Source organism: uncultured Clostridium sp., from assembly GCF_934754915.1.
Classification (GTDB): domain Bacteria; phylum Bacillota; class Clostridia; order Clostridiales; family Clostridiaceae; genus Clostridium.
Window position 1 is genome coordinate 80,144 of sequence record NZ_CAKVKB010000002.1, and the last position, 8,338, is coordinate 88,481.

Genomic DNA, 8,338 nt, shown 5'->3' on the forward strand with positions numbered 1-8,338 from the left:
CACTACATTAACATTCCGCCATCAACATGAATGACCTGTCCTGTAACATAATCTGAACTTTCACTTACAAGAAAAGCGACTACATTTGCTACATCTTCAGGCTTTCCAAGTTTTTTTAATGGAATGTTTTTCTTCATTTCGTCCTTATATTTTTCTCCCAAAACTTCAGTCATATCAGTTTCTATAAACCCTGGAGCTACAGCATTAACATTAATTCCTCTAGAACCTACTTCTTTTGCAAGAGATTTTGTCATTCCTATTACTCCTGCTTTTGATGCTGCATAATTTACTTGACCTGCATTTCCCGAAATTCCAACCACAGATGAAAGATTTACTATTTTTCCATGTTTCTGTCTTACCATAATGGGAGTAATTACTTTTAAGCAATTAAATACTCCCTTTAAATTAACATCTATTACTTTATCAAAATCTTCTTCTTTCATTCTAAGTATTAAATTATCTTTGGTTATTCCTGCATTATTTACCATAATATCAATAATCCCAAATTTTTCTTTTGCTGCTGCAACAAGATTTTCAACATCTTCTAATTTTGAAATATCGCCTTTAACACTTATCGTCTCAACACCCATATTCTTTATTTCTTTTTCAACTTCCAAAGCTTCTGCTTCACTGCTTCTATAATTTAAAACTAAATTTGCTCCAAGAGAAGCCAATTTTAAAGCAATAGCTTTACCTATTCCCCTTGATGCACCTGTTACAAGTGCACACTTTCCATTTAACATAAAATTCCCTCCCTATGTTAAATTCAGCATTATTACTTTTCCAAAAACATCAATTCATCAAACTGATGGAATTAGATATTCAATGCTTTTATTGTATTATCTAATGATTCCATATCTTCAACATTTAATAATTTTACTTTTCTATCTATTTTCTTAACAAATCCTCTCAACGCTTTTCCAGGTCCTACTTCAATAAATGTATCCACGCCTTTTTCAAGCATATCCCTTATAGTTTTTTCAAATAATACTGATGATCTTATATGTCTCTTTAAAAGATCTCTTACATCATCATTTTCTTCATAAAGTGCTCCTTTAACATTTGAATAAACTTTCTTTGTAAGAGGTTTGATATTTGCCTTTTTTATTGTATTGTAAAATTCTTCACTTGCATCTTTTAAAAGAGAACTATGAAATGGACCACTTACTTTAAGCATAATTCCAAGTCCTCCTAATTCTTTTGCTATTTTAACTGCTTCTTCAACTGCTTTAACTTCTCCTGATACAGACACTTGCCCTGGGCAATTAAAATTAGCACCTTCTATTATTCCAAATTTTCCAGCTCTATCTAATAATTCCTGTAATTTTTCATCATTTAATTTTAATATAGCTGCCATTGTTCCAAGACCTTCTGGCAGTGCATTTCCCATTATTCTTCCTCTCTCTTTTACAAGAAGCAAACCATCTTCTAAAGAAAGAGCCTCACCATTAATCAAAGCAGCATATTCTCCAAGACTTAATCCCGCAGCATATTCCGCTTCTATTCCATTTATCTCCAATGCCTTCAACGCCATAAGTGATGCTACTAAAATAGTTGGCTGAGCATTTTCTGTTTCAGTAAGAAGGTCTAATGGACCTTCAAACATCATCTTCTTCAGCGGCATTTTTAAAATTTCTTCACTAGAGTCTAATATTTCCTTGCATTCTGGTATATTATCATATAATTCCTTTGCCATACCAACAGTTTGAACTCCTTGGCCTGGAAAAAGAAATGCTATTTTCTTACTGTTCATATCTATCTGCCTCCAAAAAGCTTAAATCTTTCATTTGCACCTTGAAATAAATCTTCTACTATTTCTCTTGCTGTCTGTTCCTTATTTACAAGTCCTGCAATCTGGCCTGACATAACTGCTCCATTTTCAACATCTCCATCAACAGCTGCTTTTTTCAATGCACCAGTTCCTATCTTCTCTAATTCATCTGCAGTGGCTCCTTCTTTTTCCAATTTCATATAAGTTCTTGACATCTTATTTTTTAGTGCCCTGACAGGATGCCCTGTTGATCTTCCTGTAACTTCAGTATCTATATCTTTGGCTTTCAACACTTTATCTTTATAGTTCTGATGTACTGTACACTCCTTTGCTACTAGAAATCTTGTACCTACCTGAACTCCTTCTGCACCTAGCATAAATGCTGCTGCAACACCTCTGCCATCACCGATACCACCTGCAGCAATTACTGGAATGCTTACTGCATCTGCAACTTGTGGAACTAAAGCCATAGTAGTAAGCTGACCTATATGGCCTCCAGACTCAGTGCCTTCTGCAACAATTGCATCTGCACCTGATTTTTCCATTCTCTTAGCAAGAGCAACTGATGCAACCACTGGAATAACTTTTATATTGTTTTCTTTCCATTTTACCATATATTTTCCTGGACTTCCTGCCCCTGTAGTTACTACTTTTACGCCCTCTTCACATACTAAATCTGCAATTTCATCTGCATTTTCTGACATAAGCATTATGTTTACACCAAAAGGCTTATCAGTAATCTTTTTAGCTTTCCTTATTTCTTCCCTAACCCATTCTGTAGGTGCTGCTCCAGTTATTATTCCAAGGCCGCCTGCTTCACTTACAGCTGCTGCTAATGAAGCATCTGCTATTCTAGCCATACCACCTTGAAAGATAGGATATTCTATCTTTAAAAGTTCACATACTCTATTTTTCTCCATAAGAAATTCCCCCTGAAATAATTAAACAAATTACATTAGTTTGCTTTATGCGATTGTACATAATCTACTGCATCTTTTATAGTCTTTAAGTTTTCTACTTCTTCTATTTGAATTTCATATTTTTCTTCAAGTTCTATTACTATTTGGAATAAATCTAAAGAATCTGCTCCCAATTCATCAAATGTTGTTTCTAAAGTAACTTCTTCCTTTTCAATTCCTAATTGTTCACAGATAACTTCTCTAATTTCTTCAAATAACATAATATATACCTCCAAAAATTTTCATTAATTAATTAAATTATTTATTTTAAAAGACAATCTATTTTTGTTTTGCCTTAAATCACTTAAATATTTCTACCATTCTATTACAGATGCAGCATAAGTTAAACCTCCACCAAATGCTACCAATATAAGTTTATCGCCCTTTTCTATTACTCCTTTTTCATACATTTCATTCAATGCTATAGGTACAGATGCCGACGATGTATTTCCATACTTGTCAATATTTATATAAAATTTATTTAAATCTAAACGAAGTAATTTAGCTGCTGACTGTATTATTCTGATATTAGCCTGATGTGGCACTATATATTTAATCTCGTCCATAGAAATTCCAGTTTCTTTTAAAACTTCTTTCACAGAATTAGATATTGCTGAAACTGCAAATCTCAAAACTTTGCCTCCATCCATAATTACATGCCTATCTTTAATAACAGTTTCTTTCGAAAATGGAGTATCAAAATCAGCTCCATCTACTGTAAGTGCTTTCCACTTCTTTCCTTGTGATCTCAAATATGATTTTATTATCCCATTTCCTTCTGTTTTCTTTAAAACAGCTGCTCCTGCTCCATCACCAAACAAAATACATGTAGATCTGTCCTGCCAATTTATAATTTTTGATAAAGTTTCTGCCCCAACTATTAAAGCATTTTTATAATTCATGGAATTCATCATGCCTTTAGCTACTTCCATGGCATAAACAAATCCAGAGCATGCTACACTTATATCAAAACAAGCTGCGTCATCAGCTCCTATTTTACTTTGTACAAGACAAGCAACTGATGGAATAAACTTATCAGGACTTATTGTTGCTACTATTATAAGATCTAAATCTTTTGGATCAACATCGGCTCTTTTCAAAGCAGTCATAGCTGCTTTACAAGCCATGTCTGATGTATCTTCTCCTTCAGATATTCTTCTTTCATGTATTCCTGTCATTTTGACAATCCATTCGTCATTTGTCTCTACAAGTCTGCTGATATCATCATTTGTCACTGCTAAAGAAGGTGTATATGCACCAATTCCAGCAATCCCCACATTACTCATAGTAATTCTCCTTTATAATTACAATTCATATTTTTTCTTAAAAAATACATTAATCTCTGTTAATGCATTTATTAAAATTTTCTCCTGTTCTTCATCTAATCCTTCTATAGCTGTATTAACCATATCCTTATGAAATTTTTCATGAATTCTATAAGCAAGTTTTCCTCTTTTTGTAAGTTTGATTAAAACAACTCTTCTATCTTCTTCTATTCTTTTTCTTTGAACATATTCCTTCTTTATAAGTTTGTTTATAGCTGTTGTAAGTGTTCCAACTGTTATTTTAAGTATCTGTGCAATTTCTGACATAGGTTTTTCATCATACATTCCAATAGCTTCAATTGTATGCACTTCAGTTATTGATAAATCAGAAATAGGCCCGCTCTTTAAGCTGTACTCTTCAATCTGCAAAACATCATTAAACAATTCTACCAATAATTCATTGATAATAACTGTTGGTTTGTTCATTTATTTACCCTCCCACATAAATAATGAAAGTTTTCTATTTATCTTTAAATAAACACGTATTTACTTTGTATTTTTAGTGTCAAATATTTTGATAATCAAAATATATCACAATCAAAATAAATTGTCAATAAATTCTTGCCTTCTCATCATCTTTTATTTTTGTAGGTCATATGATATAATTTATGAAAATATATATGTTCAAATCTACAATATACAATAAATGCTGAAATCTTTATAAAATTCCTTTAACATTATGTAGTTTTATTAATTAGAACGTATATTTATGAAATTATTATTACCAAAGGAGGTGAAAACTATTGCTTTACCAAAAGCGATAGTACATGCTATGATTAGAAAATTTATATTAACAACTGTTTTAATACTAAGTGTATTTACACTAGTTTCATGTAACTCTGATAAAAAGACAGCTGATTCTAATTCTAGTTCTTCATCTGTTACTGACGATTCATCAAGTGCAGAACCTAAAAATGAAGATAAAAAGGAAAAAGAAAACGAAAACGAAAACAATACAGAATCTAAAACTCAAGACAAACCACAAAATGAATCAAAAAAAACTGATAATAAAATTGAATTTTCTATTTATGCAACAGATGAAAATTCTTTAGAACCTAATAAAGTAAGCAGTATCTCTTTAGATTCCAATCTAAGTTTAAATGATAAATTAACAAAGTTATCAGCTGAAATATCAAAAACTGATTTTGATGGTCTTAATCTTGAAGTAAAATCTATTGATACTATAGATGGGAAAAAAGTAGCTACCATAAACCTTACTGATTCTGGGAATAATGAATGGGTTCCAAAATTCCAGGGTTCAACAGGAGGACAAATAACAGCAAATACTTTAATAGAAAATTACCTTCAATCTAATAATAAATCAAATGGAGAATGGATTGATGGAGTTAAATTCTTATATAATGGCGAAAATATTGAATATGATCATGTAGCTGAATTATCTGAAATTCACTACAAATAAAAAGGCAGGGTTTAATCCCTGCTTTTTACTTATACTATCCACAATATCACTGAAAATATTACAAACACTATTCCTACAGAAATAATTTTGCATAATATAGAAAAAATCGCATTACCATTTGCTATTTCCAAATAATCAGGCTCATTTTCAGTATATACCAAGTCAATTTTATCTCCTATATTATACGCCTTATCTATATCTGAAGTATTATATGTTATTATTTTCATTTCTCCATTACTAGTAAAAAATTTTATTTTAGGCTTATATACACTTATATACGCAATCCGCTTGTTCTGATCTATATATGCTGAAGTATCTTTTTCAAATCCTATAACTTCCCCTTTAACTTTTATTCCATATTTAAGCATTTTTATTTTATCTATAAACACTAAAATTCCTATAATTATAAATGTTATCCCAACAGACATTAATAAAATACTAACCATAAATATTTCCTCCTACAATTATGTATATGAAATATTCATGATTATTGTTAAAATATTTGTTTAAATGCAAACATTTTAACCACCTTTAATATACAAAACAACATATTATTAAAAGTAAACTCATTTAATTGCTTTCTATAAACTCCGTATATTCTTTAAGTTTACGTATAGGATCAATCTCTTCATCCTTTTTCATATATTCTAAAAAAAACTCATCTAATTCTATGCTTTTTTTTACATCATAAAACGCTTTCACATATTCATTTAAATTAATATAAAAGCATGCTCTATTATAATATAAAAAGCCTTCATCTTCATTATTTATAATTCCTTCACTAATAATTTCAACAGCTTTTTCAAAATTGCTGTTTTCTCTATATATCACTGCTAAATTTAAATAACTATATGGATAATGTGGATTATTTTTTATTGCTTTTCTATAGCACTCTTTACTTTCACCTATTTTACCAAGCTTTTTTAAAATTACACCTTTATTAAACAAAACCTTATAATGATTTTCATCAATTTCCAAAGCTTGATTTATATAATTTAATGCTTCTTCGTTTCTATTTTCTTCCTCATATATGCATGCTAAATTGGCATATGACCATATTTCATAGGGGTTGGCCTCTATTGCTCTTTTATAGTTTTTTATAGCATTTTCTTTATCTCCCCATGTATCATAAATATCAGCAAGAAAAAAATATGCCTTATCATAATTAGGATTCTTTTCTATAGCCTTTTCATAATATTCTTTTGCTTTTCCCAATTCATCATTATCATCATATATTATTGCAAGACCATAATAAGCTCTTGCTTCATCTTTATCTAAATTTATTACTTCAAAATACTTTTCTTCCGCTTCATTTTTCATTCCTATTTCATCATATATCAAAGCCATATCTATAAGCAGCTCTATATCTTTTTTGCCAATTCCTAGATTATATGCCTTCTTATAAAAAGACATTGCTTTTAATAGATTGTTTTCTGTTCTCAAATTCCTTGCTATGTTTAAATAATTATTATATAAATAATTTTTGTTCTGCATTTTAACGTCATCCTTATCAATTATTAATAACAACCAATATATTATAACATTAAAAAACTACAGTAATCGAATAATTTTGCAAAAATTCTACTTAAATATAATAATGCTCCATTAGTATACATCCAAAAACAAAGTGGATTCAACACACCCACTTTATAAATAACACTTTGACATAGTTATCTCTAAATATCATATAATATAAAATACCATACAAAATCATCGATTCCTATAAAGTATAAATATCTGAAAATTCCATTTCTATCTTCTCTTCATCAGTCTCAAAAATCATATTCTTAGAACATACCCCTTCGTCATATATCTCTTCCATAGGAAGTTTTATTGTAACTTCTGTTCCACAGCCTTCACTACTTTCTAGCTCTATCTGTCCATTATGAAGTTCAACAAATAACTTAACAAGATACAAACCAATGCCAGCTCCCTCACTTTCTCTTGAAAGAGATTTATCTCCTTGTCCAAAACATTCAAAAATAATCTTTAATTTGCTTTTTTTGATACCTTTTCCATTATCTCTTACCTTTAAAATAATATATTTATCTTCTGAAAATATACTTACAAATATTGATATTTTCTCATATCCATATTTTATTGAATTTGATATTAAATTAAGCACAACTCTTTTTATAAGTTCTATGTCAAAAGCCATGGTCTTTTCTTCTAGCTCAGTATCAAATGTGATATCTATATTCTTTTTTTCTTTAACATATTCGGCCACTTTTTGAACCAAATTTTCAACAACTCCTATAAAATCTCCATTACTTCTATTTAATTTCATTTCCCCTGATTCAATTCTTGTTGCATCAACATAATTGTTAATTAATCGTGTCATCCTCAAACAGTTTTGTTTCATATTTTTCAGATATACTGCATTTTTCTTTATATAGTTGATTTCACAATTTGATGCAATAGCCTGAACTGCTGAATATATAACATTTAGAGGAGTTTTTAATTCATGAGACATATTAACAAAAAATGTTGTTATAAGCATATTAAATTCTTTTGCCTCTTTAATTTCCTTTATATTATTTTTTATATCTATTTGAAGACTTTCTATTTTCTTTTCATCAGTCATATCAGTTAATACCGATAATACTGCCCCTTCTTCTTTGTAAAGAAAAAATGATGATGTATTACTTACAGGTATAATTTTCCCAGATGAATCTATAAACTCTTCTTCATCTACTACTTTTCTTCCTTTCTGATTTTCTATTTCAATATACTTTTCTTTTATCTCTTCAATTTCTTTAGGATTATGAAAATCATAAATTACTTTTTCATTAAGATCATCTATATAATCATATGCTAATAAATTTGCTGCGCTTCTATTAGCATATAGTATTTTTCCATTTTT

The 8,338-nt window shown here is 29.6% G+C and carries 10 protein-coding genes; 1 reads left to right on the forward strand and 9 read right to left on the reverse strand.

Annotated features, from left to right (window positions below; translation table 11 throughout):
* Nucleotides 1-2: 2 nt before the first annotated feature.
* The 6 genes from fabG to Q0F58_RS00925 form a co-directional block, all read right to left on the reverse strand.
* Nucleotides 3-743, reverse strand: coding sequence for a 3-oxoacyl-[acyl-carrier-protein] reductase (gene fabG, locus Q0F58_RS00900; RefSeq protein ID WP_294371216.1), 741 nt, complete (start codon nt 741-743; stop codon nt 3-5).
* Nucleotides 744-814: 71 nt separating this feature from the next.
* Complete coding sequence (fabD, locus tag Q0F58_RS00905; RefSeq protein ID WP_294371219.1) at nt 815-1,753, reverse strand: ACP S-malonyltransferase; 939 nt, start codon at nt 1,751-1,753, stop codon at nt 815-817.
* A 2-nt stretch (nt 1,754-1,755) separates the two neighbouring features.
* Nucleotides 1,756-2,691 carry an enoyl-[acyl-carrier-protein] reductase FabK gene (gene fabK, locus Q0F58_RS00910; protein ID WP_294371223.1) on the reverse strand — a complete coding sequence of 312 codons (936 nt, stop codon included), beginning with the start codon at nt 2,689-2,691 and terminating at the stop codon, nt 1,756-1,758.
* A gap of 35 nt (nt 2,692-2,726) precedes the next feature.
* Entirely contained in the window at nt 2,727-2,951 is a 225-nt protein-coding gene (locus tag Q0F58_RS00915; protein ID WP_294371227.1) for an acyl carrier protein, read from the reverse strand.
* 93 nt (nt 2,952-3,044) lie between these two features.
* The gene (locus Q0F58_RS00920; protein ID WP_294371230.1) at nt 3,045-4,016 is read right to left on the reverse strand and encodes a beta-ketoacyl-ACP synthase III; all 972 of its coding nucleotides are present in this window, start codon (nt 4,014-4,016) and stop codon (nt 3,045-3,047) included.
* Between the two features lie 18 nt (nt 4,017-4,034).
* On the reverse strand, nt 4,035-4,481 hold the full coding sequence (locus Q0F58_RS00925; RefSeq protein WP_294371233.1) for a MarR family winged helix-turn-helix transcriptional regulator: 447 nt from the start codon (nt 4,479-4,481) through the stop codon (nt 4,035-4,037).
* A 346-nt stretch (nt 4,482-4,827) separates the two neighbouring features.
* On the opposite strand from Q0F58_RS00925, the gene Q0F58_RS00930 reads away from it, so the two are divergent.
* Nucleotides 4,828-5,475 (forward strand): hypothetical protein, encoded by a 648-nt coding sequence (locus Q0F58_RS00930; protein ID WP_294371261.1) that lies wholly within the window; start codon nt 4,828-4,830, stop codon nt 5,473-5,475.
* A gap of 29 nt (nt 5,476-5,504) precedes the next feature.
* Here the strand turns inward: Q0F58_RS00930 and Q0F58_RS00935 are convergent, their stop codons facing one another.
* The 3 genes from Q0F58_RS00935 to Q0F58_RS00945 form a co-directional block, all read right to left on the reverse strand.
* A complete protein-coding gene (locus Q0F58_RS00935) occupies nt 5,505-5,921 on the reverse strand; it encodes a DUF3592 domain-containing protein (RefSeq protein ID WP_294371236.1) in 417 nt (138 codons plus the stop codon).
* A gap of 124 nt (nt 5,922-6,045) precedes the next feature.
* On the reverse strand, nt 6,046-6,969 hold the full coding sequence (locus Q0F58_RS00940; RefSeq protein WP_294371241.1) for a tetratricopeptide repeat protein: 924 nt from the start codon (nt 6,967-6,969) through the stop codon (nt 6,046-6,048).
* Nucleotides 6,970-7,195: 226 nt separating this feature from the next.
* The coding region (locus Q0F58_RS00945) for a PAS domain-containing sensor histidine kinase (protein ID WP_294371244.1) at nt 7,196-8,338 on the reverse strand (1,143 nt) is incomplete at its 5' end.